At 75.9% G+C, this 428-nt stretch carries 1 protein-coding gene; it reads right to left on the reverse strand.

Translation table 11 applies throughout. The features are described 5' to 3' along the window. Positions 1 to 428 (reverse strand): acyltransferase (locus LPA54_RS39735; RefSeq protein ID WP_228985267.1); only part of this gene is annotated, 428 nt, incomplete at both ends.

Raw genomic sequence — 428 nt, forward strand, 5'->3', positions numbered from 1 at the left:
GACGTAGGCGTAGAGGTACCAGTGGTGGAAGGCCGCCTCGACGGACCCGAAGACGGCCCGCGCCGCCTCCTCGACCGTACCGGCGCCGGAGCCGCCGGTCAGGTACGCGCACAGCAGGTACAGGGCGGTCCACACGGCCATCGGGCGCAGGATCCGGCCGAGCCGGGCCAGCAGCCGGGTCTCGTCGCCCACGGGCGCGCCGGAGAGCGCGGCCCAGCCGGCCATGGCGAAGAACACCGGCACCGCGAAGCGTCCGGCCGTGTCGCCGAGGCCGCCGGTGGAGCGGTGGCCCGCGTCGATGACCTCGGCGGAGGCGTGCACCAGCACGACGGCGGCGGTGCACAGCACGCGCAGCAGGTCGATGTCGTACCGCCGCTCCCGGACGGCGGTGCGGTCCGGTGCTTCCGGTGCGGCGACCGGCGCAGCGG

Origin of the sequence: Streptomyces sp. DH12, assembly GCF_020873895.1 — a bacterium.
Classification (GTDB): domain Bacteria; phylum Actinomycetota; class Actinomycetes; order Streptomycetales; family Streptomycetaceae; genus Streptomyces.